Annotated in this window: 19 protein-coding genes and 2 pseudogenes; 14 read left to right on the forward strand and 7 right to left on the reverse strand. The window is 56.9% G+C overall.

What is annotated here, in order from left to right; translation table 11 throughout:
* Nucleotides 1-47 precede the first annotated feature (47 nt).
* A complete protein-coding gene (locus ACB031_RS13035) occupies nt 48-1886 on the reverse strand; it encodes a DUF262 domain-containing protein (protein WP_371139722.1) in 1839 nt (612 codons plus the stop codon).
* A gap of 417 nt (nt 1887-2303) precedes the next feature.
* Entirely contained in the window at nt 2304-4307 is a 2004-nt protein-coding gene (locus ACB031_RS13040; RefSeq protein ID WP_371139723.1) for a UvrD-helicase domain-containing protein, read from the reverse strand.
* 379 nt (nt 4308-4686) lie between these two features.
* On the opposite strand from ACB031_RS13040, the pseudogene ACB031_RS13045 reads away from it, so the two are divergent.
* From ACB031_RS13045 to ACB031_RS13055, 3 genes and pseudogenes are all read left to right on the forward strand, one after another.
* Nucleotides 4687-4950, forward strand: a pseudogene (locus tag ACB031_RS13045) (transposase); the annotation flags it as partial.
* A 67-nt stretch (nt 4951-5017) separates the two neighbouring features.
* Nucleotides 5018-6169 (forward strand): IS30 family transposase, encoded by a 1152-nt coding sequence (locus ACB031_RS13050; protein WP_371139724.1) that lies wholly within the window; start codon nt 5018-5020, stop codon nt 6167-6169.
* Nucleotides 6170-6178: 9 nt separating this feature from the next.
* Nucleotides 6179-7072 (forward strand): annotated as a pseudogene (locus tag ACB031_RS13055) (IS3 family transposase); the annotation flags it as partial.
* A 63-nt stretch (nt 7073-7135) separates the two neighbouring features.
* Here ACB031_RS13055 and ACB031_RS13060 read toward each other — a convergent pair.
* The 3 genes from ACB031_RS13060 to ACB031_RS13070 all read right to left on the reverse strand — a co-directional run bounded on the left by ACB031_RS13060 (nt 7136) and on the right by ACB031_RS13070 (nt 10427).
* Complete coding sequence (locus ACB031_RS13060; protein WP_371139725.1) at nt 7136-8836, reverse strand: ATP-dependent endonuclease; 1701 nt, start codon at nt 8834-8836, stop codon at nt 7136-7138.
* Between the two features lie 241 nt (nt 8837-9077).
* Nucleotides 9078-9956, reverse strand: a complete 879-nt coding sequence (locus tag ACB031_RS13065) for an inovirus-type Gp2 protein (protein ID WP_371139726.1) — start codon at nt 9954-9956, stop codon at nt 9078-9080.
* A 258-nt stretch (nt 9957-10214) separates the two neighbouring features.
* The gene (locus ACB031_RS13070; RefSeq protein ID WP_125729704.1) at nt 10215-10427 is read right to left on the reverse strand and encodes an AlpA family transcriptional regulator; all 213 of its coding nucleotides are present in this window, start codon (nt 10425-10427) and stop codon (nt 10215-10217) included.
* 476 nt (nt 10428-10903) lie between these two features.
* Between ACB031_RS13070 and ACB031_RS13075 the strand changes: the two genes are divergently transcribed.
* Nucleotides 10904-11971 (forward strand): hypothetical protein, encoded by a 1068-nt coding sequence (locus ACB031_RS13075; protein WP_371139727.1) that lies wholly within the window; start codon nt 10904-10906, stop codon nt 11969-11971.
* A 295-nt stretch (nt 11972-12266) separates the two neighbouring features.
* Here the strand turns inward: ACB031_RS13075 and ACB031_RS13080 are convergent, their stop codons facing one another.
* Nucleotides 12267-13535 carry a site-specific integrase gene (locus ACB031_RS13080; RefSeq protein WP_139725321.1) on the reverse strand — a complete coding sequence of 423 codons (1269 nt, stop codon included), beginning with the start codon at nt 13533-13535 and terminating at the stop codon, nt 12267-12269.
* A 340-nt stretch (nt 13536-13875) separates the two neighbouring features.
* Nucleotides 13876-14676, reverse strand: a complete 801-nt coding sequence (locus ACB031_RS13085; protein ID WP_017763931.1) for a DeoR/GlpR family DNA-binding transcription regulator — start codon at nt 14674-14676, stop codon at nt 13876-13878.
* A 255-nt stretch (nt 14677-14931) separates the two neighbouring features.
* On the opposite strand from ACB031_RS13085, the gene ltnD reads away from it, so the two are divergent.
* The 10 genes from ltnD to ACB031_RS13135 all read left to right on the forward strand — a co-directional run bounded on the left by ltnD (nt 14932) and on the right by ACB031_RS13135 (nt 26973).
* Nucleotides 14932-15840, forward strand: coding sequence for an L-threonate dehydrogenase (ltnD, locus tag ACB031_RS13090; RefSeq protein WP_371139728.1), 909 nt, complete (start codon nt 14932-14934; stop codon nt 15838-15840).
* A complete protein-coding gene (gene otnK / locus ACB031_RS13095; protein WP_017784398.1) occupies nt 15837-17087 on the forward strand; it encodes a 3-oxo-tetronate kinase in 1251 nt (416 codons plus the stop codon). Before ltnD ends, otnK begins: the two co-directional genes overlap by 4 nt.
* The gene (locus tag ACB031_RS13100; RefSeq protein ID WP_010634854.1) at nt 17080-17712 is read left to right on the forward strand and encodes an aldolase; all 633 of its coding nucleotides are present in this window, start codon (nt 17080-17082) and stop codon (nt 17710-17712) included. Before otnK ends, ACB031_RS13100 begins: the two co-directional genes overlap by 8 nt.
* Nucleotides 17713-17773: 61 nt before the next feature.
* A complete protein-coding gene (gene otnI, locus ACB031_RS13105) occupies nt 17774-18547 on the forward strand; it encodes a 2-oxo-tetronate isomerase (protein ID WP_371139729.1) in 774 nt (257 codons plus the stop codon).
* 35 nt (nt 18548-18582) lie between these two features.
* Complete coding sequence (gene denD / locus ACB031_RS13110; protein ID WP_371139730.1) at nt 18583-19527, forward strand: D-erythronate dehydrogenase; 945 nt, start codon at nt 18583-18585, stop codon at nt 19525-19527.
* A complete protein-coding gene (locus ACB031_RS13115) occupies nt 19524-21026 on the forward strand; it encodes a GntP family permease (RefSeq protein ID WP_371139731.1) in 1503 nt (500 codons plus the stop codon). The genes denD and ACB031_RS13115 overlap by 4 nt, the downstream gene beginning before the upstream one ends.
* A gap of 94 nt (nt 21027-21120) precedes the next feature.
* Entirely contained in the window at nt 21121-22017 is an 897-nt protein-coding gene (locus ACB031_RS13120) for a DMT family transporter (RefSeq protein WP_371139732.1), read from the forward strand.
* A gap of 118 nt (nt 22018-22135) precedes the next feature.
* A complete protein-coding gene (locus ACB031_RS13125; protein ID WP_371139733.1) occupies nt 22136-24073 on the forward strand; it encodes a methyl-accepting chemotaxis protein in 1938 nt (645 codons plus the stop codon).
* Between the two features lie 507 nt (nt 24074-24580).
* Nucleotides 24581-26026, forward strand: coding sequence for an OprD family outer membrane porin (locus ACB031_RS13130; RefSeq protein WP_017763925.1), 1446 nt, complete (start codon nt 24581-24583; stop codon nt 26024-26026).
* Nucleotides 26027-26145: 119 nt separating this feature from the next.
* A complete protein-coding gene (locus ACB031_RS13135; protein WP_371139734.1) occupies nt 26146-26973 on the forward strand; it encodes an SDR family oxidoreductase in 828 nt (275 codons plus the stop codon).
* Nucleotides 26974-26993 lie beyond the last annotated feature (20 nt).

Raw genomic sequence — 26993 nt, forward strand, 5'->3', positions numbered from 1 at the left:
CTGCGTGCACGTAGTAATAACGCCTAACCTCAATCAATTCACCTATATCAAGGAACATCAACAGGAGTCGTCTTCCAGACATCTTGCGCCAAAGAGATCAGCAGTCCGTGACGTTTTTCGATAGATAAAGCATTCCATGACGGAAACGATTCAAGTTTTGCATTGATCCGCGAGATCGAGGTGTTTTGCCCTACGTTAGTAAGCGTCACCAAACTGCGGGTCAGATAGTTGCCACTCTTGCTGTACTCGACTAGTTTGCCTGTATAGAAGTCATTGCCTGCGACAATGTTAATGGGTTTCTCAAGTAAGGTCAGGTTACCTAATCGATTCTTGTAGTCGTCGTAAAGCATACCTGGATTCTCGGTGTTCCACTTGTCGCGCAGATCATTCTCTGGTTTGTTGGGCAGGATATGCTCTATGTCCAGATTGGTGAACGACGCTAAGCTGCCTGGCACCTTCAATCCACTAAAGGCCATTTCAACATGCTGAGCTAGTCGCGCTAGAAGGTAACGTGTTCTGTACTGCTGCATTGAATACAAGGTGAAGCGTTTGAGAGCATCGGCTAGTTCCTGCGACTTACCAGCCATGTTCCTTTCGAAGCGATCGGCGACGAAAGTATTGAGCTGAATTTTCTGCTTAACAGGGTCAATTATCTCAGCAATCGCACGAAGCTCGTCGGCCCATTGGGAAAAGTTGCGCTCCAGTGCCTTGGTTGGGGTTTTGGTGAAGATATAGTAGAAGAGAAAGCTCTCTAACTGCGCGACAAAATGGTCGAATAAGGACTTGGGAAAATTGGCGGCAGCCAGTAGCAGAACGTAGTGCAAGCTGAATGCTCCCCCGGTCAGCCGCTTGAGACTGTCCATCACTAAACTGGGCTTATTGTTATTACCCAACCCACTGGCAAATGCGAGGTAATGCTCTACGTTGCGGGTCACCTTTCGGACGAACTCAAAAGGCTTATTGGCATAATCACACAAGGCCGCGTTTTCCCCGACTACGAACCAGTCGTAGATTTCATCTTCGCGCACAACTGAGTCACCGCGCTCATTTTTGATAACGTAGTTGGCCATCAAGAAGTAGCGCAGGAAGCGTAGCGGCTTTTCCTTGGACTTCTCCAGTGGTTTGGTAATCCTCTTCCACTCATCTTTGAGTTGAGTGAACTGGGTTTGTTTGACCTGCGTGAATAGCAGGTTTTTCAATAAATCCATCGGGTTGAGACCTACGCCGCGCTCGTTAATCGTCTCGAAAATTTTCAGAGCGCTGCTGACATCGGTTGATATCTGGATGAATACCACGTTGTTGGCTAGATAGCCCCAGTATTTTTTAAGCTTGGCGACATCGTCGTAGTTGTCTTTCAGGTAGCGGTATAGGGTACTGTAGGCATTGACCAAATTTTCCAGTGACCCAAAGCTGGCGATGCCTGCAGCCTGAATACCTGATCGAACCGTCTGTGGCTCAGAGTCCAATTCCACCAGTTTAGCCATCACTTCACCTGCGTTCTCGTAACGCGGCTCCAGTTTTAAATTGGAACGAACCTCGCCATCGCTGTCCACATAGCTGGTCGAGATCAGCCCGGAAATCATCTGCCGTTGAGGTTCACCTTGAAACAAAAGTTTTAGAGCACACAGTAGCAGGAAGAAGGTAGTCAGACGTTGCTGACCATCGATGACTTCGTAATGATTCTTTTGATCCGTTGGGGACACCAGTATTGTTCCGATGAAATATTCCCGCGTAGTGCCAACATCAATCTGTTCGCCGATGTCCTCCAGCAACTGATGTACTTCTTTATCCGTCCAGACATACTCGCGCTGGTAGTCTGGGACTATGTAGAAGCATTCTCTGAACGCTTCCTCAATACTGTATTTATGATTTTCGATACGAGCCATGCTTGTCCCAGTTTCCTTCTGATATAGCCTTGACTAGGGCTGTTGTCTTTTTAGCGAAAAAACGCATGGCATGGTGATGGGTAAAATCTACTTCAGCAAAAAAGTAATCTCCTTAGCCACGCATACCGAGAAGATGCTATCAGATAATCAATTGAAGCTGCTATTCCACGTCATGTTGAACTCCACAGAAACCCCCTGACAGCAGTTCAGGGGGAAACTGGTGAAGAAGGGCAGACCAGTCAAGCTCTCGTGGTACAGCTCAAATACACTGTGTGTGGCTCTGGCAAGTTGCTGTACCGTCATTCGTGGTTCCAAGTCGGGAGCCAATAAGATACTCCCCCCGAAAGTCCCAGAGAACCCAGCTCTTGAGCTGCTTTATCTAAATACACAGGTGCCTCAGCGAAATTGCGACGTGGTTTATTGCACCGCAGAATCAGTTGTCAGTTCTAAAATTGTCCATCCTGCAGCCTGGAGTGCAGCCCTCCGCTTTTCTCCTGCAGCACCCTCTCCCAAAGTGCTCTGGCGTATGGCCAAGCACAGCATATGGGTTGGCCGGGTCATCCCCACATACATCAACATCATGTCTTTCTTAGCACTGTCCGGTGGCCTCTTGAGCGCGCCTTTCCCTTGCTCGATCCACGGCATGAGCTTTTGAATGAAGTGAGTCTTTCTGAAGGTTTCCAAGATCAGGGTCGCAGAGTGGGTTTTGCCCTTCTCCGAATGGATGGATGACATCCGGATATCGACCCCATCGTTGCCATCTTGGAAACGGTACGTGTTGACTAGCGGCCCTCCGCTTTCTCCGGCTTCAGTCGCTACTGGAACAGGCTCCCAGGCAAGGTATTGGTGGCTCTGGTGATTAGCGGCCACGCCCTCGGCATCATGAAGAGCCGAGGCCAGTAGCAACAGTTTCGGAGTGATAACTGTCACCCAATCTTGCTGCGTAACTTCAGATGATACGAAGAGCATCTGTTGCAGGTTCTCACGATACAGTGCAAAGGCCTCTGGCTTGGTTGCGAGCTTCTCCTCTATTGAGGCTTTATGACGGCCTCTCAATTGCACCGAGCTGTTTGGGTACGCCAGCTCGCCGAGGTTGGCCAGGCAGGAAGCCAGCAATTCGACAGCTGATGAGGCAGTGGGCTCTCGCATTACATAACGTCGAGCGATGTGGGCGCCTTCTGCAAACGAACGTGGCTTGAAAGAAGTCTTGGTCGTATCAGACCGATAGGATGGCCAGTAGTGCTCCAAGGCTTTTGGGTACTGGTTCTGTTTGAAGTTTTCAAGTCGATGCACGGCGCCGACGGCGAACACACCCGCTTTTCGGGTTTCTTTCGGCAGATGCTTCAGTACCAGTTTGCCGAATTCATCCAACACCCCAGACGCATCGTCATCTGGGAAGACAATAATCGTATTTGGAACAGTGCCTGGGGTACGTGGTGCTCGAAGACCTATCAATCCATTGGTGATGGGGACGTAGGCAAATGGGTTGGCGATTGATGCAATTGCCTGATCAAAGCGGAAACTACTGGCGATCTCCAGCTGACGCCCACTGTCAGGGAACGGATCTGACAGAGGCGCCTTCTTCTCGAAGATTTCCTGGTTTGGGTCGCCCACTCTAATGACCCTAACGTCCGGATCATCGCGGGGAAAGACCCGCTCAAGGACGCCAGCTTGGTCAAGTTGCGTGTCTTGCATCTCATCAATCAGAACGCATGGGAAGCGGATGCGCAACGCGGCTCCCACCTCCTCTTCCTGATCGAGCAATGCGTGCCCTAGTACAAACACTTCATCGAAGCAGAAGTAACCGGCCTTGGCTGCCCCACTGAATGATTTCACAACACTCTTGTAAGTCGGGGTATGCGGTGCAAACCCAATGTCTTCATCACCAAGCGGCTGATCGAAATCGGCAGATCGGACCCGCAGGCTGAGAAGGCTTTTGAATTTTTTCTCGAAGGCTGCTTGTGCACCTAAATGTTCGCGGTACGTGAGTTCCCTACGACGGGCTTTATGGGTGGCCTCATCATCAATGGCCTGCAGCGAAATCCCTTTCGAACGTAGCCATGGCGAGGCTAGGAATCGGCCAGTGAAGCCATGAATAGTGTCGATGTAGTGAGGAAAGCGCAGCAGCCGTTGCCCGACCTCAGTGCCGCCGAGACGTTTTTCGATCTCCTCTCGGGCGGCATTGGTGTGCGAAAGCACGCAGATACCCTGTATGCGGCTCTTCCAATGACGAGCCAGGATCGCGAGCTTTGCGACAACCAGCGTTGTCTTGCCGCTCCCAGGACATGCGGCCACGTCCACGGTACCCATGGACTTCAAGAAATTGCGACGGGGTTCATCCAACACCTCCAAGCCCATCAACTCAATGACCCAGTCCACATCTGCATCGGTGATAGGGGCAACCAGTTGGTTTAGTGTCATTTGGCAGCCTCTTCCAGCGAATCTTCGGTGTCAAAGCTAGGGGCGGTGGGGATAATCGCCGGACGAACGGGCCTGGTAGTGCTCAAGCTAGAACCCTGAGTCGCATATTCAATCGCGTGAACAACATAGGCGGGTAGCAGGCCCCGAAGCTTGTTGACATCCAGGGAACCATCTTCGAACCGCTGCTCGACCAAGTCAATCAGGTGCTGCGCCGCGATCGCTTTAGAAGCTCTTTTGAACAGCTTGTAGATCGCGGAACATCGAGCTTCCGCGGAATCATAAGTGGTCTGGATCGTTTCGAAGGCTATGTCTGTAGTGGTCTAATCATCCCGGACACCATTTTAGGTGGTACAGTCGCCACCCAGACCTGAGGTGTTCAATGACAAGATTACGTCTCTCATTTACTGCCGAGTTCAAGCTGGAAGCCGCATCCCTGGTGCTCGACCAGGGATATTCTGTCCCCGAAGCCAGCCGTTCACTGGATGTCGGTGAAACCGTGCTTCGCCGCTGGGTTCAGCAGCTTCAATCCGAACGAACTGGCACAACCCCGATCAGCAAGGCGCTGACCCCGGAGCAGCAAAAAATCCAGGAGCTGGAAGCCCGTATCAACCGGCTCGAGCGCGAAAAGGACATTCTAAAAAAGGCTACTGTAGATTCAATTGATCAACGCAACAACCATGTGAAAGCATGCCGTTGCGGAGGATTGTTGAATGAAGCGAACATTTACAGCAAAGGAAAAAGCGTTTGTTTTTGATCTGTGGAAGCGCGGAACAGGCTTCAGTGAGATAGCGAGAGCCTTGGATTCGAAGCCCGGTACCATTTTCACCATGTTGAGGGACACGGGAGGCATCAAACCGCGCGAGCGTCGTCGAGCAGTGGCTCACCTGACGTTATCTGAACGTGAGGAGATTCGAGCCGGTCTATCAGCAAAAATGAGTATTCGTGCCATAGCGCGCTCCCTTAACCACTCTCCTTCAACAATCTCTCGGGAAGTTCAACGCAATCGTGGCAGACGCGGCTACAAAGCTGTTGATGCCAATAATCGCGCTAATCGAATGGCTAAGAGACCCAAGGTATGCCTTCTGGAGCGGAACCCACAACTGCGAAATCTGGTGCTGGATAAACTCGAGTTAAAATGGTCTCCGGAGCAGATATCTGGGTGGCTCAGAAGAACGTTCCCTCGCCAGAACATGATGCAGATATCCGCCGAGACGATTTATAAAACGCTCTATTTTCGCAGTCGAAGTGCGCTGCACCACCTTCTTGTCAAACATCTGCGCCGTTCTCATAGCCTACGCCATGGAAAACGTCATACACGCAAGGGGGAAAGAGGCACCATCAATATTGTTAACGGCATGTCAATCCACGAGCGCTCCAAGCACATCGATAACCGACGATCTTTCGGCCACTGGGAGGGCGATTTGGTGTCCGGTACGAATAACTCTCACATAGCCACACTTGTAGATAGAAAATCGCGCTATACAGTTATTCTCAAACTAAATGGAAAGGATGCAGGATCAGTAAATCAAGCACTTATAAATAAATTCCAAGAACTGCCACCCACGCTTAGGCTGTCCCTGACGTGGGATCGCGGCATGGAACTGGCCAAGCATCTTGAGCTTACTGCTAGTACAGGAGTAAAGGTTTACTTCTGCGATCCTCAAAGTCCCTGGCAACGGGGCACGAACGAGAACACCAATGGACTGATACGACAGTTCTTCCCCAAAAAGACATGCCTTGCCCAATATTCCCAGCAGGAGCTGGATATGGTGGCGGCCCAACTAAACAGCAGACCGAGGAAGACCCTGAAATTTAAAACACCCAAAGAAGTTATTGAAAAGGGTGTTGCGTTGACAAGTTGAATCTACAACTGCTCTCTTGATGGCGGACGAATTCACACGTACGCGCTGATAGACCGATTAAGGGAGCAAGCCCCCATCACCCTGGTCTGCTGCGCTTTTGATGTTCCCACGTCCTGTTTTTACGACTATCAGGCTCGCAAACGGGTGATTAACCGTGAGCGGATGCAACAACGCAGCGAGTTGCGCCGCTTGTTCAAAGCGAGCCGGGACTCGGCTGGCAGCCGCGCCTTGATGTCGATGATGCAAGAGTTGGGACATCAGATTGGTCGATTCAAAGTGCGCAGTCTGATGGAGGAAGCCGGGCTGGTATCCAAGCAGCCCGGCGCTCATCGCTATCAGGTTGCCCGGTCTGAACGACAGGATATTCCCAATCTGCTGGCCCGTGAGTTTGATGTTCAGCAGCCCAATCAGGTGTGGTGCGGCGATATCACCTATGTCTGGACCGGTGGCCGTTGGCATTACCTGGCAGCTGTGCTTGACCTCCATGCCCGCCGGGTCGTGGGCTGGGCGATGTCTGACAAGCCCGATGCAGAGCTGGCAGTAAAAGCGCTCGAGATGGCCTATCAGCAACGAGGTTGCCCATCAGGCGTGCTGTTTCACTCCGACCAGGGCAGCCAATATGGCAGCCGGGCATTTCGGCAACGGCTGTGGCGCTATCGCATGACCCAGAGCATGAGTCGTCGTGGTAACTGCTGGGATAACGCCCCGATGGAGCGGTTGTTCAGGAGCCTGAAGTCAGAGTGGCTCCCTGTGACGGGATACATGAGCCTGCGGGAAGCGAAACGGGATATCAGTTATTACCTGATGGATTACTACAACTGGCGGCGTCCACATCAACACAATGACGGGATACCGCCAGCAAAAGCCGAAGATCGGCCTAACCAAGTGTCCGGATTTAGTTGACCACTACAGTCCGCCTTTTCTAGCAAGGTGACTTTGGTCTCCTTGCCTTCTTCGACCTTCTCCTCATTGAGAGCGAAGTACGCTGCGTGATGGACTTCCTTCGAGAGCCCCTTGAATGCCAAGTCGTATTCTAGTGTCCAGTGATCGGCCACGAAGGTGCGCACACATTGTCCATCGCTCTCCGTTCGCTTCTCGCGGTGCTCCTTTAGACCAGTTTGACTGGTCAGCAAGGGTTGTACCGAAATCTTTCATTGCACGCCAGCGTCGATTGGCCTTGTCTGGCCAAACATCCTCATTTACTCCCTTCAGGTTTAAAATCTTGGGGGCACAGTCCGGCATCACATCCATATCAGTTATACATGCCGTCGGTACGGTGATCTCGCCCTTGGACGTATCCTTACGCTGCAGAATCTTTGAATAGCGCCGCAGCCCCACTCCCCCCACGTTGATGATTGAAACGCCGTGCTTGGTGAGATCCCTCCCCAGCCGTCTTGCTAGTGACGGCAGCAGAATAGCTTCTGCATCGCCTTCAACGACGAGCAGTCCCTTGGCGAAGAAAAGGCTCGCCTTGGTAACGTCCAGAAAGCGACTGAGGAAGCGATAGTCATCTGGTGCTAGGCAGGTTTGCTCTTCCGCCAGGGAGAACGCCTGCTGCCGTTGCATTAGAATTAGGTTCTGTAGAGGAATTTTCGAACTTAGGTTGGGACTGTGGGTGCTCAAAATGATTTGAACTGGTCTCAAACCTGTAGTTGGTTGAGCCGCAGCCTCAAGAAATTCCATCAATTGGAGCTGGCGCTGCGGATGCAAGTGCGCTTCTGGTTCTTCAATGAGGAGAAGCGGAAGGCCATCAGGCTCTTTGCCGAGAAGCAATAACTCACAGGCCATGAACAAAACATTATTTGAACCAAGCCCGTAGACTCCACGGGCTTCACCTGTGGTTTGATCCAATAGTCCCAGTTCCAAGCGTTCCAGAATCTGTTTGAGTTTGGCAGGATCAGAGCCTGCCTCGCCAAACCCGATGCGGCTTGTCAAAGGCTGACCAGCAAGTGATAGCGGGCGCAGGTACGTGTCGTTGATTTCCTTCTGGGCGGAGACAATTGCGCTATGACTGTTCACCAAGTGGCGAAGATAGTCGCCCATGCCTGCAATGCTGAGGGCTTCAGCGTCAGCAAGAGCAGTCGGAAGTGCTGCAGGATCAAATAGATTGCCAGCGTCAATATTGGGAAAACTGCTCAGTACTTGGGACAACCGAGAGTTTCTGCCTGGTGACATCTCCCGCTCTGCGTCGCGCAGCGGTTTCAGATACGCAGTGGCTAGTAGTTGCCGCACACCTACGTCCAGAGATGGCCCTTCTCCGTTTTCACCAGAACGAACCGAGATATCGACCCATTTGCGGGTTGAGGCAGAGGCAACAATACGGCGAGCTGACCAGTGAACGTAGAGTCTTCCCACGCCGCCCTTGTAAGTCACGTATTCAGCGAAAGCGCCGAGTTCCGCAGGGCTCAGCCCTGAGAGAGTGCATCTGAGGGTGATGACATCCGCCTGGGTACCATCGTTGGCGATGTGAAAATCCTCGATCTGCAGTCTGAGATATTCAGCATCACGGGTTTGCAGAACGTAGCGGATCGCATCGATGACGGCAGTTTTTCCTGCGTCGTTTTCACCAAGGAGGGCAGTGACACCTTCGTTGAACTGTATGTTCAACGCATGGCCTGCAGCGCCAAACTGGCGAAAGTTTTCGATTTTCAAAGCCGAAAGGTACATAACACAACCTTGATCCTGAAGTAGGAGCAGAATGAGTCGTTCTGCCCCTGCTTAGTTGGGATTATTCTTCCTGGGAGCGGCCGCTATGTGTCATGAAAGCCTGTAAAAAGGCTGCTCAATGAGCGCATAAGGCATCACACGTAGTTCCGCAGGAAGATGTGTCGTAATCAACATCCTGTATTACACCAGTCGTCTACCTAACCGTATCACCCGATTAGAAGATGTGGGAGTCAATAAGATACTATCCCCAGCGTTCCCTGAGAACCCTGGGTCTCCCACCTTTCCCTCTTCTGTGAGGCATCTCCATTTTTCCCACGCTCCTAAAGCGCTCATGCATCTCAGCCAGTAGTGCTTCATCAAACTTGAGCAAATAGCTCAGCGCATTATGCAATAGCAGATGACGTTTTTCTAAGTCATCGCAACGCACCATCCCAATACCGTATGCTCCCCACTCCTCATATTTATTCCTGCCCGCATTACAGTTGTAATATGTCCTGGGTTCACGACTCAGTGATTTCCAGCCCTCACCTAATTGACGCCCAAGGCTAATGTCACCCTGGACTTTATTGCCATTGAATATAAACGCCATATGGTAGTGATAGCCTCTGGCCACTCCATACTCTAACTTCCATACATACCCTAAAAGATTACGATAGCGACGTTTTACCGCTCTTAGGTACGTGTCTCTATCATATATCGCTTCCTCGATAGTCATGGTGCCTTTAATTTCATCACCATAGTGAACATCCACCCTGACCACCAGGAGTTTAGAATGTAGCCTAAATAGTTTGTTGATATAATCGTGGACACTAGTGCTATTACGTGCTTCAGACCGTTTCAGATTGCGTAATCGCTTCTGATGCAGAGGCATATCCAACTCCTCCAAGAACTCCTCTATAACGTCTTCTAGTTCGGGAGATAAGTGCCTATCTACATGTATCTCTCGATAAGGGTAAAAGTATCTCAAGAACAGCTCAACCGAGGGATGAGCAGACTTAGCATCTCTGTAGTGATAGTAATGTCTGGCAACTGAATTCATTGCTTTTTGGAAATCATGGATATTTATATTTGAATAGTTAGATTTCAAGGCTTTAATAAACTGCAGGATATGGACAGACATGAGTAATCCCTCAATGAAGAGTAGGCTTAATGTTATAAGGGGAGAGTATGGTTAACTAAGGTTAAGTAGTTAGTAGATGGGTATAATGTTGATTGACATTAAATAATATAAACACCTTAACCTGCGTTAATTAATGCGTATCTCTCCGTAGGCATGCTTGCGAAGATAAAGACATTTAACAATGTGTGTTTGTCGTTATAGCTGTTAGTTGGGAACAAACAATCAACAGGTTAACTTATGGAGCCTTTATCGCTTAAATTAAAACCCTCTCATTGATGCTTGTACTTGAAACCAAGCATCAATTTCATGTTCAAACCAGCCGACAGCTGACAAGCCCAACTTAAGTGGCTTTGGGAAATTTGGGTCATAGCGAGGGGATTTCTTGCTGATACGGTCATATATAGTTGAGCGGGCAAGGCCGGTCTTTTGGATAACGTCTTTGATGCGCAGTACTTTGGGGGAAGTGTTCATGGTGTACTCCTGATGGTATGGGTTTCGTTCATCAGAAGGGATTAGTCGTTAGAAAAAACAGTAATCAGCCTCGGTACGGGGGTATCAGGAAGGCCAATGATGAAGACCCGCGATCTAGGGTCAGCATATGAGGTGGTTGCATTGATGGTGGCGAAGGCTGATCGTCGATGACTTAAACAGGACGTAGACTAGGGAGAAAAAGAGGCGTTTTGCACGGGGTTCAAGAGTGTTTGCGTCTTCACTTAGCACGCATAGAGATACATTAAATCATCATTGCATGGACTTATTTTCTTCTTTAGATGTTGTGCAAATAACATTAAGATATACTAAAAAAAATCATGATATCTACACACAAACAATACGACGATAGAGACCCACAGGAGTCATCGCGGCACCATACGAGACCCCGCAGGGGGGGGAGGTTTTATGTGCGAAACTTGTGACTTTATTGTTTGAATTTTTTGATGGAGGTTGGTATGGGAACTCAAAATAACTTGTGGTTTGAAAAGAAAGATCACAGAGCGATGTTGTTTCTCTACAATAGATTTATTGAGAATGCGGGTTTTTATAATGATAATTCGCCAAGATTTATGGCTAGGGAGACTACTTCTGCTACACCCCCAAAAATAATCAGTGAGTTGACCGACTTTGTGGGTTTTGTTGTAGATAGGAAAGGCGAGAGACAAGACCTTATAGATGCATTGACGTTTTTTAAAATAAATTTCAATAGAGATGAGATCAATGACCCGATTAAGGTAAAAAATTTAATGCTAGAGGTTTTTTATCAGTCATGCCTTGGGGATAAGGACTTTGCTTGGATCTCTAATTCTGATGATAGGCTAGTAAATTTCATCTGGGCATCAATTTTATTAATTAATGATGAAGTTCAATTTCGCGATGGTGTATTTCAGTCTATATCAATAGATAAGACTGAGCCACGAAGTAGACTTGCAGACGCATTTACTAATGAGTCATTATATTCTTCACTATGTTTAGTAAATCACCCAACATCTAATCGGGATAAGATTTTAAATATAACCTTGTTTTTCGATTTGTGTCGACTTAGCCTAAGAAAAAAAACAAGCCTGATGAATATTTTAAAATCTCGCTGGGGCGAAATAAAAAACAGTTCTAAAATTATAAATTGGTTATCCAAGAATGAAGGTCTATGGGGTTGGGCATGGGACTATGCTTTTTCAAGGTATTTAAACTGCAGAGAGCCATTATGGTTAGAGTTAAACTCAACCGAAAGTTCTGAAATAGAAAAAAGTAAAAAAATGGCTTTGATAACTTTTTATGATCTTCTAAGGCTAGAGCATCAACTGTTAGTTATCAGTGAATTGAAAAAGTCAGGTGCTCAGCAAAAATACAGAATGAAGCTACAAGGGGAAGATGCACAACGGAAGATGGTTCAAATATCCATGAGCGTTTCGACTAAAGAAAAATTGAAAAAATTAGCAGAAAGAGAAAATCAAAAAATGAATACCATTGTTGAAACGTTAATCAACGAAAGGTATTTGCAATTGTATGGTGACAATAAGTAACTCTTTCAATAGATGTACAGATCTAAATAGCTGTTCCGAATAGTAGATCACTGGAGGAAGGGAACTCAGTCCAGTTTGTGCGATCTCATTAGTCGCTGTACATGTGTACAGATCTAGTTATCACCTGACACCGGCCTCAAACCGGTGTCTTGTTTACGCTACTTTAGTGCGCACTTCCTTCGGTATCAATTTCATCCCTTCTTAAATATGCTCTAGGGGGCCTGCCCTTACATTATCTTGCACTGATGTGGCAGCTGGGTGCTGTAGATAGACGCTACTTCACCCTATATTTGCTCTATATTACGATCTCGGTGGCAACAAGCTCCCCCCAGCTCAACCACAGTGCCCGAGTCTTCTCCTCATGCTTTGACCGGTGGTAGATCCTCACCAGCTTGTTTACCGGCTGGTGGTTCAGACAGACTTCAATTATCCGCTCTTCAGCACCAAGCCGCTCAGCCCAATTCGTTGCTGCACTGCGTCTCAGGTCATGCACGGTGAAAGGTTCCATATCGGGCAACAATCGAGCTTGTAGTCTCCTCACTGCTCTGGTGATCGAGTCTTCCAATATCGGTTTGTCAGGGGTTCTGACTGATTCGAACACAAACTCTCCGCTCCGCTGGGTCTGGATAATATCCAGCGCCAGTTGGCTCAAGTACACTGTGTGAGCTCTGCCATTTTTGGTTTCAGGAATAGTCCAGACACCATTCACTACATGTGAGCGTTGCATCTGGGCTACCTCTCCGCGTCGCGCTCCCGTCAGAATGAGCAACTTGATCGCAGCCGCTGCAGATGGAGAAATGAGATTAAACCGCTTGGCACCTTCAACCACTGATTGATCCGCAAGCTCTCCATCTATGGCTTTCCACAACTGCCGCAGTTCAGGGATAGTCAACCAACGCTCGCGGGTCCGGGTTTCGATATTGAAATCTTTAGGCCGTAATAAGCGAGCAGGATTATTCGGGATTAGGTGGTGAATTCTCGCATAATCCAGGGCTAGACTGATCGTCGTGAGCGCTTTGCGGATCTCTTCTCCACGGCTTTTAAGGGCTTTTCCTGATGCTGGCTTGGATGTTCTTCTAGCCAATTCCAAAGCTTGGGCCAGATGAGCGGTGGTGAGATCAGATAACCGTACGTTATCAAGATGTTTCTTGAGATGTCGCTCCCAGCGCTGGCGGTGACGCAGTAAGGTCAGGGGCTTCAAATCACCGGTTTCCTCGCGAAAATCCAGCCAACGTTCAACAACCACTCCGACCGTTAACACAGCTTCATTAGCCGCTTTTTCTGCAGCTTTCTGAAGCCTTGGATCGATCCCTCTGTCCACAAGCGCAATGGCCTCTTTATGAGCTTGCCTCGCTTCTGCCAAACTCATTGCCGGATAATTACCGAGTGTCATTTTTTGCTGCTTACCGGCGATGTAATAGCGATAAAGCCAGCTCTTAGTTGGTCTACCCAACCTGGCCTCAACGGAAAGGCCGGAGCCATAACGAGACTTCACTGCACAAACGATCCGATCCTTCCCCTCCGGTGGAGTGAGGGCTGCAATCTCTCGGTCTTGGTTAAACATCAAAACTCCAATCTGGCGTACTTGCTGGCGTACTTGCTGGCGTACTTGTTTAGCATCCTATAAGATTAAATAAATTTGTACAGCCTTAGACAACAAAACAACTAAGATACTGATAAATGAGGATTTACAATGAAATCAAAAGATACCTTTAGACAGCATAAAACAGATTAAAGCGCCCCTCCTAAGGGACAGGCCACTGGTTCGACTCCAGTCGGGAACGCCATACAAAACAAGGGGTTGGCATCGTCATGATGCCAACCCCTTGCTCGTTTTCGGTCAAGGCCGCCGTTCGGCCGATGGCGGGTGCGTCGGCAGCCCGTCGCCACCGACCCAGCCCGGACTAACCTGCCAGCTCAGTGGAATAGTGTGCATCCCCTCCCAGCGGAACCAACGTGAGCCTGACACCGTGCTGGGCCAGCACCTCGCGCGCACTCTCGGGCAGTTGCCCGTCGCTGATGACCTGATCGATTGCTTCCCAGCCCACCACGTTGAAGGTACCCACCTTGCCGTATTTGGAGGAGTCGCAGATAAGTATTCGGGTCGCTGCAGCCTCCACCACGGCGCGCTTGACCGGCACCTTCTGCTCGCTGGGAGTGGAGATCCCCAGGGCATCCCAGGAGGAGGCCGACAAGAAGGCCACATCAAGGTGCAGATTGCGCAGGAAGTGGGCGGTCGCCTCGCCGGCGCAGGACTGGTTCTCCCGAATGACCTGCCCACCGGTGTGGTAGAGGCGGCCACGGCCGTGCTCGATCAGGTAGGCACACACCATGAAATCGTTGGTCACTATCATCAAGTCTTCCCGCGGCGCCAGCTCGCGGGCCAGCTCGAGGGAGGTGGTACCCGCATCCAGATAGACGGAGCTGCCCGCGGCCACCTGCGCCGCGGCACTGTGCGCAATGGCGAGCTTCGCCTCCTGCATCAGGCTGCGCTTGGTGGCGTGGGAGGGCTCGCTCTTGATCCGCTCGGAGAGGCTCACGCCCCCCGACACCGAGAGGACTCGCCCCTGCTCTTCGAGCTTCTGGATATCGCGCCTGATGGTCATGTGGGATACCTGCAGCCGTTCGGTCAGTTCCGTGATGCTGACGGCACCGCGCTCGGCCAGCAGGTGCAGGATCTGTTGCTGTCTCTCTACGGGGATCATGGGCAATCCGTAACGCTAAAACGAGCACCCATGTTACCCCAGCGGGATGGGAAATTTTGATAAAAAAGCAAATCAAGGCTCACAATTCACAACAAATCACATCTCAATCGCCACCAAAGTCACTCAATCGGCTCCCAATCGCTTTGAATAACAAAAATTAACATCATTGAAGTTAAATTTTGTGACAGCTGCCTGATATTTCACCACCACAAGCCCCTACTATCGGTTCATTCGTTGTAATCGAGGAACTGACAGATGAGCAGACCCTATCACGTTGCCGTCATCGGCCTGGGTGCCATGGGCATGGGCGCCGCCCGCTCCTGCCTGCGGGCCGGGCTCACCACCTACGGCATCGATCTCAATGCAGAGGCGCGCAACCAGCTGCAACAGGCCGGCGCCGCCGCCGTCATGGCCGATGCCCGCCCCCTGGCGGAGACGCTCGATGCGGTGTTGCTGCTGGTGGTCAACGCCGTTCAGGTGCGCAAGATCCTGTTTGGCGAGCACGGCCTCGCCGCACATCTCAAACCGGGCACCGGCATCATGATCTCCTCCACCATAGCCGCAGAAGAGGCCGCAAGCTTGGCTCGCGAGCTCGCCGCGCTGGATCTGCCGATGCTGGACGCCCCGGTCTCCGGCGGCGCCATCAAGGCCGAGGCCGGCGAGATGACGGTGATGGCCGCCGGCGCCGATGCCGCCTTCGACAAGCTGGCTCCTGTGCTCGATGCGGTGGCCGGCAAGGTCTACCGGGTCGGCAGCGAACCGGGCCAGGGCAGCACGGTCAAGATCGTTCACCAGTTGCTGGCCGGCGTGCACATCGCCGTGGCCGCCGAGGCCATGGCGCTGGCCAGCCGGGCCGGCATCTCGCTCGATCTCATGTACGACGTGGTGACCCACGCCGCCGGCAACTCCTGGATGTTCGAAAACCGCATGGCCCGGGTGCTGAGCGGCGACTACCAGGCCCGCTCGGCGGTGGACATCTTCGTCAAGGATCTCACCCTGGTAGCCGACACGGCGCGAGAGCTGCACTTCCCGCTGCCGCTGGCGAGCACCGCCCTCAACATGTTCCTCGCCGCCAGCAACGCCGGCCACGGCAAAGAGGATGACAGCGCCGTCATCAAGATCTTCGACGGCATCACCCTGCCAGGCGCGGAGGAGGCACGATGAAACTGGGCGTGATTGCAGATGACTTTACCGGGGCCACCGACATCGCCGGTTTTCTGGTGGAAAACGGCCTTGCCACCCTCCAGCTTGCCGGCATCCCACCGGCGGTGGATCTCAGCGGGATCGATGCCGTGGTGATCAGCCTCAAGAGTCGCTCCTGCCCGGCGGACGAAGCGGTACGCGACTCGCTGGCGGCCCTCGACTGGCTCAAGGCGCGCGGCTGCCCGCGCATCTATCAGAAGTACTGCTCCACCTTCGACAGCACGGCGGCCGGCAACATAGGCCCGGTCACCGATGCCCTGCTGGCAGCACTGGAGAGCCGATTCACCCTGATCTGCCCGGCCCTGCCGGTAAACGGTCGCACCGTCTATCAGGGCAACCTGTTTGTCGGCGCCCAGCCACTGGCCGAGTCGGGCATGCGTCACCACCCCATCACTCCGATGACCGACAGCAACCTGCTGCGGCTGATGGAAGGGCAGGGTTCAGGGCACGCCGGACTGGTGCCCTTCACCACCATAGCGCAGGGCCCCGCAGCCATTGCCGACGCCTTCGAGCAGCTAACACAAGCTGGTGTGCGCTACGCCGTGGTCGACACCCTCACCGAGCAGCACCTGCTGGATATCGCCGCGGCCGCCATCGAGATGCCGCTGGTGACCGGCGGCTCCGGGCTCGCCATCGGCCTGGCCAGGTTGCTCGGCAACGGCAATCCGGCCGCCGCCCGCGCCGCGGGAAGACCGCTCGGCACCCGCGCCGTGGTGCTGTCAGGCTCCTGTTCCGAGATGACCAATCGCCAGGTGGCCCGCTATCGGGAGGTGGCACCGGCACTGGCCCTCGACGTGGTCGCTTGCCTGACGCAAGCCGACTACCCGGCCGAGCTGGCCCGCTGGGTGCTGGATCAGCCTTCGTCACCCGCCCCCATGATCCACGCAACCACCAGCCCGGATCGGCTGGCCGAGATCCAGGCCCGCCATGGCCGCGACGCGGCGAGCGAGGCGGTGGAGCAGTGCTTTGCCCGCCTCGCCGTGCTGCTGCGCGCCGCCGGCATAGACAGCTTCATCATCGCCGGCGGCGAGACCTCGAGCCGGGTCACCCAGGCCCTCGGCGTCGCCGCCTTCCACATAGGCCCGCAGATCGCCCCCGGCGTGCCCTGGGTGCGAGCCACCGACGCCCCCCTCTCGCTGGCCCTCAAATCGGGCAACTTCGGTGACGAGACCTTCTTCAGCCGGGCACAGGAGTTTTTCCATGACTGAACAGGCACTGCGCGACACCATGGTGATGCTGGGTGCATCCCTTTTCCAGCGAGGCTATGCCACCGGCGGCGCCGGCAACCTCTCCGCCAAACTGCCGGACGGCACCCTGCTCGCCACCCCGACCGGCTCCTGCCTCGGCCGGCTCGATCCTGCGCGTCTCGCCCGGGTGAGCATGAGTGGCGAGCACCTGGGGGGCGATCGCCCCTCCAAGGAGGTGGCCTTCCACCTCGCCATCTACCACAACAAGCCGGACTGCCAGGCCGTGGTGCACCTGCACTGCACTCACCTGACCGCCCTCTCCTGCCTGGAGGGGCTGGATCCGGCCAATGTGATCCGCCCCTTCACCCCCTACTACGTGATGCGGGTCGGCCAGCTGCCGCTCATTCCCTACTACAAGCCGGGGGATGCCCGCATCGCCGAGGAGCTGGGGCGCCGCGCCCCCGAAGGCAACGCCTTCCTGCTGGCCAACCACGGCCCCGTGGTGACCGGCAAGGATCTGGTGGACGCGGTCAACAACATGGAGGAGCTGGAGGAGACGGCGCGTCTGGCACTGCTGCTGCACGGCCAGCGGATCCGCTACCTGAGCGAACCCGAGATCAACGAATTGAGGAGTCTGAAGCCATGAGCCAACTCTGGTCCGTCCCTCTGACCCGATACAAAAACAACGTATTGAGGAGCATCACATCATGAGCAAGTTTGCCGCCAACCTCACCATGCTGTTTACCGAGCTGCCGTTTCTGGAGCGCTTCGCGGCGGCCCGCGAGGCCGGCTTCGCCGCGGTGGAGTTTCTGTTCCCCTATGAGTGGCCGGCCGCCGAGCTGGGGCGCCAGTTGCAACTGCACGGTCTGACCCAAGCGCTGTTCAACATGCCGCCGGGCAACTGGGCGGCAGGGGAGCGCGGCATGGCCGCCATCCCGGGGCGGGAGGCCGAATTTCGCGCCCACCTGCCAAGCGTGCGCGACTACGCCCTGGCGCTCGGTTGCAGCAAGGTGCACGCCATGAGCGGCATCGTCGATCCGGCACAGAGCCTGGCAGCCCACCGCCAGACCCTGATCGACAACATCCGCTTCGCCGCCGACTTCCTGGCCGAAGACGGCATCAAGGTACTGCTCGAGCCTCTCAACGATCGGGACGTGCCCGGCTACTTCCTGGCCCACCAGCTCGACGCCCTGGCCCTGGTGCAGGAGATAGACAGGCCCAACGTGGGGGTACAGCTCGATCTCTACCACGCCCAGATCATGGACGGAGATCTCACCCGTCTCATCGGCAAGCTGGGCCCGGCCATCGGCCACGTCCAGATCGCCTCGGTGCCGGATCGCCACGAGCCGGACGAGGGGGAGATCGCCTACCCACACCTGTTCAAGGTGCTGGAGCAGGCGGGTTACCACGACTGGATCGGCTGTGAATACAACCCCAGAGGCAACACCCGGCAAGGCCTGACCTGGCTGGCACAACAATAACGACCCTACACACGAACGAGTCTGAGGATAGCAAGATGCAGATCATCATCACTGGCGGAGGCGGCTTTCTGGGACAGAAGCTGGCCCGCGCCCTGTTGCACAGTTCCTTACCTTTCAGCGAGCTGCTGCTGGTGGACATTCAGGCGCCACCAACCTTGGCCGACCCGCGAGTGCGCTGCCTGCAGGCGGATCTGACCGCCCCCGGGGTGGCCGAGTCTCTCATCAGCGAACGCACCGCCGTGGTCTATCACCTCGCCGCCATCGTCAGCAGCCACGCGGAGCAAGATTTCGATCTCGGCTGGCAGGTCAATCTGGACACCACCCGCAGCCTGCTGGAGGCGTGCCGCCATGCCCGGCCGGGCATCCGCTTCGTCTTCACCAGCTCGCTGGCCGTCTATGGCGGCCCGCTGCCCGAGCTGGTGAATGACGGCACGGCGCTGACCCCCACCTCCTCCTACGGCGCCCAGAAGGCGATGGGGGAGCTATTGGTCAACGACTACAGCCGCAAGGGTTACGTCGACGGCCTGGCGCTGCGCCTGCCCACCATCTGCGTGCGGCCGGGCAAGCCGAACCGCGCCGCCTCGTCGTTTGTCAGCAGCATCATCCGCGAGCCGCTGCAAGGAGAGAACGCCCTCTGCCCGGTGAGCCCGGAGCTGCGCCTGTGGCTCTCGAGCCCCGCCACCGTGGTGGCCAACTTCCTGCTGGCCGCCACCCTGCCAAGGGGGGATGCCCGCAGCATCAACCTGCCCGGCATCAGCGTCACCGTCGGCGAGATGCTGATGGCGCTGACCCAGGCGGGTGGCCAGGCGGCGCGGGATCGGGTGCAGTTTGCCGCCGACCCGGCCATCGAGCGCATCGTGGCCAGCTGGCCGGGACGCATCGACAACCAGCGCGCCAGCGCCCTCGGTTTCATGGCAGACAGGACGTTTGCCGAGATCATCGACAGCTTTATCACCCATGACATGCAGGAGGCATCATGAGCGACATCCCAACCCCCATCATAGGTCTCATCATCGCCGTCTTCGTGCTGGTGTTTCTGGTCATCCGCACCCGGGTGCACGCCCTGATCGCCATGCTGGCGGCAGCCTGCATCGCCGGGATCACCGGCGGCATGAGCATCGACAAGACCCTCACCGTCATCACCCAGGGCTTTGGCTCCACCCTCGGCAGCATCGGCATCGTCATTGGCCTGGGGGTCATGATGGGCCGCCTGCTGGAGGTGTCGGGGGCCGCCGAGCAGATCGCCTACAGCTTCATCAAGTGGCTTGGCAAGCGGCGTGAAGAGTGGGCGCTGGCCATCACCGGCTACATCGTCAGCATCCCCATCTTCGTGGACTCCGCCTTCGTCATCCTCTATCCGGTGGCCAAGGCGCTGGCGAAAAGCGGCAAGCGCTCCCTGCTCACCCTGGGGGTGGCGCTGGCGGGCGGTCTGGTGGTGACTCACCACACGGTACCACCGACCCCGGGCCCGCTCGGCGTAGCCGGCCTGTTTGGGGTGGACATAGGCGCCATGCTGCTGATGGGCATGGCCCTGGCCATCCCCTGCGTGGTGGGCATCGTCTTCTACGCCCAGTGGCTCGACAAGAAGTACCCCGAGTTTGCCCAGCAGGTGCAAAAGACCCCGGACGAGCTGCAGGTCACCTATGAGCAGTACCTCAAGGAGAAGGAGGGCAAGACCCTGCCGAGCCTGACCCTGTCGCTGCTGCCGATCCTGGTGCCCATCGTGCTCATCTTCCTCAAGGCCATCTTCACCACCCTCGCCACCCTGGAGGGGATGGACGGCCTGATGGCGAACCCGCTGGTGCAGGGCATCAACTTCATCGGCACCCCCATCATAGCGCTGGCCATCAGCGTGCTGCTGGCGGTCTACACCCTGGTGCCGCACATGGACAGACACGCCACCGCCGCCCGCCTCGAGGAGGGGCTGCAATCCGCCGGCATCATACTGCTGGTGACCGGGGCCGGTGGGGCGCTGGGGGCCGTGCTGCGCGACAGCGGTGCGGGCCAGCAACTGGCCGAGCAGATCGCCCTGCTGCCCATCTCCCCCATCCTGATCCCCTTCATCGTGGCGACCCTGGTGCGCCTCATCCAGGGATCCGGCACCGTGGCCATGGTGACGGCGGCCTCCATCTCCGCCCCAATCCTGGCGCAGATCCCCGGGGTCAACATGCTGCTGGCCGCCCAGGCCGCCACCATGGGGTCGCTCTTCTTCGGCTACTTCAACGACAGCCTGTTCTGGGTGGTCAACCGGATGATGGGGATCTCGGACGTGAAACAGCAGATGATCGTCTGGTCCATCCCGACCACCATCGCCTGGGCCATCGGCGGCACCGGCGTCGCCCTGCTCAACCTGCTGTTCGGCTCCGGCGGCACCTGGCTGGATCCCTTGCTGCCCCTGCTGGTGCTGGCGCTGATCATCTGGGGCGTGCGTCGCCAGCAGTTGCCCGCCATCAGCAACGCGGTGGCCGACAGCAAATAATCGCACTGCCATACCACCGGGGTATGGCCACCAGGGAGGGCCGGTCTGCTAGACTGGCCCTCTTTTTGTTCATTCATCTGCAAAGGAGTGTCGGATGTCTGCTGCTTCGTGGTGGGACAAGTCCACCGGGCTGGCGCTGCTGACCATAGTGCTGTGGGCCTCGCTGGCGGCGCTCACCTCCCGGGTCACCAGCGTGTCGCCGCTGGTGCTGGTGGGGCTGGTGCTGTTTTTCTGCGGGGCGGGCGCCCTGCCGTTCTGGCGTCAGTGGCGGGCTCGTCCGGTCAACTGGCTGGTAACCATCAGCGCCCTGCTGCTCTACCACCTGCTGCTGTTCATGAGCTTTCGCCACGCCCCCGTGCTGGAGGCGAACCTCATCAACTACCTCTGGCCGCTGTTCATCATTCTGTTCACCCCCTTGCTGCTGCCGGGTCACCCGCTGCACGGCCGTCACCTGCTGGCCGGCGCCCTGGGTCTGGCCGGCTCGGTACTGGTGATGGTGAACGGCGAGCTGCAGCTGCAACAGGCCTATCTGCCGGGCTATCTGCTGGCACTGGGGGCCGCCATCGTCTGGGGTGCCTACTCGGTGCTCTCGCGCCGGCTGCCGCCGGCCCCGGCGGTGATGACTGCGGCGGCCTGCCTGCCCGCCGGGCTGCTGGCGCTGTTGCTGGCCTGGCTGCTGGAGGGACCGCTGCCGGTGGCCCGCATCCCGACCGGTGACTGGGGCCTCATCATCGGGCTGGCACTCGGCCCCATGGGGGCGGCTTTCGTCACCTGGTATCTGGCGCTGCGGGACGGGGATCCGCGCCGGATCGGGGCGCTGGCCTATCTGACGCCGCTGCTGAGCACCCTGCTGCTGGTGCTGCTCAATGGCGAGCAGCTGACCCCCCGTCACCTGCTGGCCGGCGCCCTCATCATGGGTGGCGCCCTGCTCGGCATGCTGGGCAAGCCCCCGGCCCGCCACCAGCAGGAGGCCCCCGCCCTGCGGCCGTAAGCCAGCCCTCTCGACAGTCAGTCCGGGCAGCCGGGCTGACTGTCATAAAAGCGCCATCTCTGCTGCTTAAGCTCACGCCGACGCCCATCGCCGTGGTTCAACAAGCAGGAATGCTGCCGTGAAAATTGCCCATTACGCCTCCCTCTCTTCTCTCGCTCTGCTGCTGGTCGCCGCCGTGCAGGTCGCTGCCCTCTGGCACGGCTGGCAACAGCTGAACCTGGCCGAGCAGGCCCAGCACCAGCACGAACGGCTGCAGCAGCGGCTCACCGGTACCCTGCAGGGCACCCTGCGCGACTACCTCGCCAGCGGCGATCCGCTGCGGCTGACCGAGGCCGAAGGGGTGCGCAAACAGGCGCTCGCCCAGCTCTCCCAGCAGGATGGGGCGCTCACCGCCCCGCTGCGCACCCTGCTCGAGCAGATGGGAGCGCGCATCGACAGCGACTATCTGGCGGCGGGCAAGCTCTCTGGCAACAGCCAATGGCTGCTGCAAAATGCCGAGAACGAGCTGACCAATCAGGCCAGGGCGCTGCTGCGATACGGTCAGCAAGGGGTGACGGGGAGCGACCCGGCCAGCGCCGAGCGCTATCGCCAGCTGGCAGGCGACCTGCTGGCGGCCCTGCCGGGGCTCGCTCACCTGCGCCAGAGCTACATGGAGCAGGCCAGCCCCAAGCTGCTGGAAGGGTTGCGGTTCGAGCTGGCGGCCCTGCAAAAACAGGCCGAGCAGCTGGCGGCCCTGCCGAGTCTGGCGCTTTTCGAGGCTCCTCCCGCCGACGAGTTCACCCTGGGGGAGCCGGAGCGCAAGGAGCTGGGAGATCTCCCCAAGGCCGAGCTGATCTCCCTGCTCAAGCGCTACCCGCAGGAGCTGGAAAACAGCCGCAAGGCGCTGCAACAGCAGCAGCAGGCGCGCCAGGCGGTGCAGCAGGACATTGACCAGATGCTGCAGGCCACCGGCCAGATGGGCAGCGAACTGGCCGCCGCCCGCCAGGCGGTGAACCAGCGGCTGGCCGCCATCCTCGGCAGCCTGGCGCTCTGTCTGGTGCTGGTGGCTCTGCTGTTTGCGCTGGTGCAGCGCCGCTGGCTGGTCAGGCCGCTGCTGCGCCTGCGCGCGGCCTTCCTGCAGCTCGACGAGACCGGGCAGGCCGAGACCCTGCCAGAGGGGCGCGAGCGCAACGAGCTGGCCGACATCGTCGCCAGCTACAACCGCCTCATCCTGCGCCTGCAACAGGATCAGCAGCAGAAAGAGGGCCAGCTGTCGGCGGTGTCGCAAAGCCTGCAGGGAATGGTCAACCAGGTGCAGGAGATCCATCACAGCACCCGCACCACGGAGCAGGCGGTGGACGAGAGCGATCTGATGATGAGCGAGCTGAACCAGCTGGCCGGCGAGGTGCACCAGGTGGCCGCCGAGATAGCGCAGCACGCCCAGCACAACGAGCACTCCATGAGCCAGAGCGAGCAGCTGGTGGGGGGCATGTTGCAGGCCACCGCCCAGACCGGGCTTGCCATCGACGAGAGCGGTGGCGCCCTGGCCCAGCTCAAGCGTTCGGTGGAAGATGTGACCGCCATCGTCGACGTGATTGGCCACATCTCCCAGCAGACCAACCTGCTGGCGCTCAACGCGGCCATCGAGGCGGCCCGGGCCGGGGAACAGGGGCGCGGTTTCGCGGTGGTGGCCGACGAGGTGCGCCACCTCTCCGCCGATACCCAGCGCTCCCTTGGCCAGATCACCGAGATCCTGACCAGACTGACCCAGGCGGGGGATCAGCTCGGCACCGTGCTGGCGCGGATCACCGCAGAGGCTGCCGCCCAGCGTCAACAGGCGGAGCAGCTGCGCCAGACCACCCAGGCGGTGCGGGAGATGGCGCGCAGCACGGCGGTCATCGCCCTGCAGGGGGCCGACAATGCCAAGAGCCAGGAGCACAAGCTGGCCAGTTTTGCCGATCTCATCGGCCGCATCAGCCAGCACGCCCGCCAGGGCAGCCGCCTCTCGGTGCAGGTGTCGGAGCACATCCACCACCAGGCCAGCCAGATCCCGCGCATCCTCGGCCACCAGGCCTGAGCCGTGCCGGTTTGCCCGGCGCCCCCTACCCGGCCCCTACCATCGCGCAGGGGTTTATCTTTTTTTGTGGCACAAAATTATCTGTTATCCGCAGGTTAACGAGGAAAGATCCCTCTGCACAGTGCGATCCGTCCGGATCGGCCGGCAATTTCATCTGAAAACGTTGTCATCGCCGTTATGAGCGGGCTGGGAGTGTCCACAACGAGCGTCATGATTATTTGCACTCGGTCATATTTTTGAAACTTGGTGGGAACTTTCCATTGATATTTCGCACCGCGAACGTACTCTTGAGCTGTCCGATAGCCAAGTATCGGAACACAAAAAACAAACTATGTGATGAACAGAACTGCACCCACCGCAGATGTGCCAAGACGTCGCGGCCGCAGCCGACATACTCGAACTTTTTGCCCTTCGGGGTCTTGATTGCAATGCCAATACCGAGCGGCGGGCACCTGCCTGACTGCCGGACAAAAAAAGCTAAGTCCATAAAATCAGGAGCAATACAAAATGGAAAAAGTGATCTTCAAACGTGCCGCATTGAGCGCAGCCGTCGTTGCGGCCATGCTCGCCCCCGGTATGGTGTTGGCTGCCGACGAAGCAGGTCCCGCCTATGCAGCCGCCGCCAGCAAATTCTATGAAGAAGGCAAACTCAACGGTGGTCTCTTCTACTTCCAGCGTGATCGTCAGCGTATCGACGGCGACCCCACTGCCAAGAACAAGGAAGGCAAGTACCAGTCCAACCTGAGCCACGCCACTACCCAGGCCTCCCTGAACTTCAACTCCGGCTACGCCTGGGACGTGGTGGGTATCGATGTGGGCGGTTTCGGTGCCTATGACCTGGCCGTGACCGAGAACCATCCGGTCAACCAGGAGAACGAATTCTCCTTCGCCGGCAACAAATGGGGCGAAAACTACAAGGACGGTTCCCCGGAAGGCGGCTTCAGCCTGGCCAACGCCTCACTGAAATTCAAGGCGCTGGACGGTGCCCTCACCGCCAAGGGCGGTCTGACCCAGCTCTACGTACCGGGCGTGATCGGCGTGAACTGGTCCTATCAGCCGGGTACCTACCGTGGTGGCCAGATTGAAGGCAACTTCGGCGGCCTCTACCTGACCTACGCCATCGCCGACGAGTACAAATCCCCCTGGTACAAGGAGACCCAGAAGTTCTCCCGCGCCAAGGCATGGATGGATCCGTTCGCCGATGAAAACGTCATCGACTACATCCAGGGCGTAGCGGCCCGTTACACCTTCGAAAACGGCACCTCCATTACCGGTTCTTACGGTAACTCCGAAAACTACATGGACAGCTACCACTTCAAGCTGGCCCACAAGTTTGACGTGCTGGGCGGTCTCTCCACCAGCTACCAGTTCTACGGCTCCGACACCGAGACCTATCAGAAGGGCGGTGCCGACATAGAGACTTACGACGGCCTGGCATGGCAGCAAGCGCTGACCGCCGCCTGGGGCATGGGCCCGTACGGCTTCCGTCTGGAAGGTCTGTGGACCAAGGCCGAGGGTAACGAAGGCAACTACCTGCCCCGTCTGACCCGTGGCTACGGCAACTCCCAGGGCGCGAACGAAATCTGGTGGGATTCCCGCTCCGACTGGAACGCCAACAACGAAAAAGCGCTGTTCTTCGGCGTGACCCGCTCCCTGGATGACCTGGTGGGTGCACCTGGCTGGTCCGTCGGTGTCTCCGGTGCCTACGGCTGGGATATCCAGAAAGGCGACGGCACCAAGGCCACCAACGGTGAAGATACCGAATGGGCAGCCAACTTCGACGTCATGTACACAGTGCAGGATGGCAAGCTGAAGGGCACCCTGTTCAAGCTGCACTACACCGATTACAACAACGACATCAGCCAGGGCGGCGGTTGGACCGAATACCCCAACATCTTCGCCTCCGAGAAAGACGTCAAGTTCCACATCATCATGCCGTTCACCATCCTGTAAGCAAGTGGTTGAAGTTAGCAAACCGGGCCGATTGGCCCGGTTTTCTTTTTTCTGATCAGCGGGTTAACATGCAAAGCCGCAGACGCTTATGCCTGCACCGTCACCACAAGGATGCGTCCATGTCCCGCTTCGTTCTGATCACCGGCTGCTCCAGCGGCATCGGCCTGGCCGCCGCCAAGGCGCTCGGCCAGCACGGCTACACCGTCATCGCCTCCGCCCGCAAGGCCGAGGACGTGGAGCAGCTGCGCCAGCTGGGTTTGCTGGCCGTCGAGCTGGACTTGGCCAACGAGGCCAGCATAGAGAGGGGCGCGGCCGAGGCGCAGGCACTGGCTGGCGGTCGCCTGTATGGCCTGTTCAACAACGGCGCCTACGGTCAGCCCGGCGCGCTGGAGGATCTGCCCACCCAGGCACTGCGCGAGCAGTTCAACACCAACCTGTTCGGCTGGCACCACCTGATTCGCCAGCTGCTGCCGGCCATGCTGGCGGCCGGCGAGGGGCGCATCGTGCAGAACAGCTCGGTGCTGGGACTGGTGGCCATGAAGTATCGCGGCGCCTACAACGCCAGCAAGTTCGCGCTGGAAGGGTATACCGATACCCTGCGCCTGGAGCTGGCCGGCAGCGGCGTGCAGATCAGCCTGATCGAGCCCGGCCCTATCGATACCCGCTTTCGGGCCAATGCCCGCGCCGCCTTCCTGCGCCACATAGATCCCGCCACCAGCCGCCATCAGGCCGCCTATCAGCAGACCCTGGGCCGGCTGGAGCGTGAAGGGGGTGCCCGCGGTTTTACTCTGCCAAGCGAAGCCTGCATCGCACCGCTGCTGCACGCACTCGGCAGCCCGCGCCCAAAACACCGCTACCCGGTCACCTTCCCGACCCGGCTGTTCGGAGTACTGCGCCGCCTGTTGCCAAGCCGCCTGCTCGACCGGATCCTCGCCAAGTCGGCCTGACGGCAACCGCTTCGCCACCC

Source organism: Aeromonas sp. S8(2024) (genome assembly GCF_041403085.1).
Taxonomy (GTDB): domain Bacteria; phylum Pseudomonadota; class Gammaproteobacteria; order Enterobacterales; family Aeromonadaceae; genus Aeromonas; species Aeromonas dhakensis.

Excerpts from the sequence above, each read along its gene's own strand:
- otnK (WP_017784398.1), top strand. The coding sequence starts at position 15,837 with ATGAAACTGGGCGTGATTGCAGATGACTTTACCGGGGCCACCGACATC.
- ACB031_RS13065 (WP_371139726.1), bottom strand. The coding sequence starts at position 9,956 with ATGTCTGTCCATATCCTGCAGTTTATTAAAGCCTTGAAATCTAACTAT.
- ACB031_RS13040 (WP_371139723.1), bottom strand. The coding sequence starts at position 4,307 with ATGACACTAAACCAACTGGTTGCCCCTATCACCGATGCAGATGTGGAC.
- ACB031_RS13100 (WP_010634854.1), top strand. The coding sequence starts at position 17,080 with ATGACTGAACAGGCACTGCGCGACACCATGGTGATGCTGGGTGCATCC.
- denD (WP_371139730.1), top strand. The coding sequence starts at position 18,583 with ATGCAGATCATCATCACTGGCGGAGGCGGCTTTCTGGGACAGAAGCTG.
- ACB031_RS13070 (WP_125729704.1), bottom strand. The coding sequence starts at position 10,427 with ATGAACACTTCCCCCAAAGTACTGCGCATCAAAGACGTTATCCAAAAG.
- ACB031_RS13060 (WP_371139725.1), bottom strand. The coding sequence starts at position 8,836 with ATGTACCTTTCGGCTTTGAAAATCGAAAACTTTCGCCAGTTTGGCGCT.
- ACB031_RS13050 (WP_371139724.1), top strand. The coding sequence starts at position 5,018 with ATGAAGCGAACATTTACAGCAAAGGAAAAAGCGTTTGTTTTTGATCTG.
- ACB031_RS13130 (WP_017763925.1), top strand. The coding sequence starts at position 24,581 with ATGGAAAAAGTGATCTTCAAACGTGCCGCATTGAGCGCAGCCGTCGTT.
- ltnD (WP_371139728.1), top strand. The coding sequence starts at position 14,932 with ATGAGCAGACCCTATCACGTTGCCGTCATCGGCCTGGGTGCCATGGGC.
- ACB031_RS13035 (WP_371139722.1), bottom strand. The coding sequence starts at position 1,886 with ATGGCTCGTATCGAAAATCATAAATACAGTATTGAGGAAGCGTTCAGA.
- ACB031_RS13080 (WP_139725321.1), bottom strand. The coding sequence starts at position 13,535 with ATGTTTAACCAAGACCGAGAGATTGCAGCCCTCACTCCACCGGAGGGG.
- ACB031_RS13135 (WP_371139734.1), top strand. The coding sequence starts at position 26,146 with ATGTCCCGCTTCGTTCTGATCACCGGCTGCTCCAGCGGCATCGGCCTG.
- ACB031_RS13075 (WP_371139727.1), top strand. The coding sequence starts at position 10,904 with ATGGGAACTCAAAATAACTTGTGGTTTGAAAAGAAAGATCACAGAGCG.
- ACB031_RS13085 (WP_017763931.1), bottom strand. The coding sequence starts at position 14,676 with ATGATCCCCGTAGAGAGACAGCAACAGATCCTGCACCTGCTGGCCGAG.
- otnI (WP_371139729.1), top strand. The coding sequence starts at position 17,774 with ATGAGCAAGTTTGCCGCCAACCTCACCATGCTGTTTACCGAGCTGCCG.
- ACB031_RS13120 (WP_371139732.1), top strand. The coding sequence starts at position 21,121 with ATGTCTGCTGCTTCGTGGTGGGACAAGTCCACCGGGCTGGCGCTGCTG.
- ACB031_RS13115 (WP_371139731.1), top strand. The coding sequence starts at position 19,524 with ATGAGCGACATCCCAACCCCCATCATAGGTCTCATCATCGCCGTCTTC.